Origin of the sequence: Vibrio sp. Vb0304, from assembly GCF_033338995.1 — a bacterium.
Classification (GTDB): domain Bacteria; phylum Pseudomonadota; class Gammaproteobacteria; order Enterobacterales; family Vibrionaceae; genus Vibrio; species Vibrio alginolyticus.
In genome coordinates this window covers 1-1,278 of record NZ_JAWOTT010000183.1, presented here as the reverse complement: position 1 = coordinate 1,278, position 1,278 = coordinate 1, and the positions used below count along the sequence as shown (strand labels likewise).

At 49.5% G+C, this 1,278-nt stretch carries 2 protein-coding genes; both read left to right on the top strand.

Going from position 1 to position 1,278, the window contains the following annotated elements:
- The coding region (gene cyoA, locus R7P35_RS24825) for a ubiquinol oxidase subunit II (protein WP_318093038.1) at nucleotides 1–763 on the top strand (763 nt) is incomplete at its 5' end.
- A 4-nt stretch (nucleotides 764–767) separates the two neighbouring features.
- Nucleotides 768–1,278, top strand: a 511-nt coding sequence (locus R7P35_RS24820) for a cbb3-type cytochrome c oxidase subunit I (protein ID WP_318093036.1), incomplete at its 3' end; no start/stop codon positions are given.

The window sequence follows — 1,278 nt, the reverse complement described above, 5'->3', positions numbered from 1 at the left end:
AAAAGAGCTGATCATCACCGCTCTTTTGCTGATGTTAATCGTCGTGATCCCTGTGATTCTGATGACGATTTACTTCGCTTATCGATACCGAGCAAGTAACACCGACGAAGAGTACGCACCAGAATGGTCGCACTCGACCAAAATCGAAGTGGTGGTATGGACAATTCCCATCATCATTATCGCCATTCTTGCCACCATCACTTGGCGTTCTACCCACGAACTAGAGCCATCCAAACCTCTGGTGAGTGATGTCAAACCGATGACGATTGAAGTGGTTTCGCTTGATTGGAAATGGCTGTTCATCTATCCGGAAGAAAACATCGCAACGGTAAACTACGTGGCGTTTCCGAAAGATGTGCCTGTGACCTTTAAGCTGACGTCAGACAACATCATGAACGCGTTTTTTATCCCGCGTTTAGGTACTCAGATTTACGCGATGCCAGGCATGGTGACTAAGTTGAATCTGATTGCTAACCACGAAGGGGACTACAAGGGCTTTGCGTCGAACTACAGCGGCGAAGGTTTCTCTCAGATGAAGTTCACCGCATCGGCAATGCCGGATCGCGCAGCATTCCTCAACTGGGTGCAAAAAGTGAAAGCGAGCCCTGATCGAATCGAAGACTGGGAGCAATACAGCTCGCTGGCTGAGCCAAGCGTTGCTGCGCCTGTCACTCTGTTCTCAAGTGTTCCTCCGTTTCTGTTCAGCAACGTCGTGACCCAACATCCGGGTTCCATGAACTGTTTGCCTGAAAACCAAGGATAATCACATGTTTGGAAGATTAACTCTGGATTCAATTCCATATCACGAGCCGATCATCATCATCACGCTGGCGATCGTCGCGTTGGTGGGATTAGCCGTGGTGGTTGCCGTAACCAAAGCTGGAAAATGGCAATACCTATGGAATGAATGGTTTACTTCGGTAGACCACAAAAAACTCGGCTTCATGTACATCGCTGTTGCGATGCTGATGCTTGTACGTGGCTTTGCGGACGCGGTGATGATGCGTAGCCAGCAGCTACTTTCCTCTGCGGGTGAAGCAGGCTATTTGCCGCCGCATCACTACGACCAAATCTTTACCGCGCACGGCGTGATTATGATTTTCTTCGTTGCGATGCCGCTCGTGATTGGTTTGATGAATATCATCGTACCGCTGCAAATCGGCGCGCGTGACGTGGCTTTCCCGTACCTGAATAACTTGAGCTTCTGGCTGTTTGTGGTTGGGGTGATCCTAACTAACATGTCGCTAGGTTTGGGTGAATTTGGCCGTACCGGTTGGT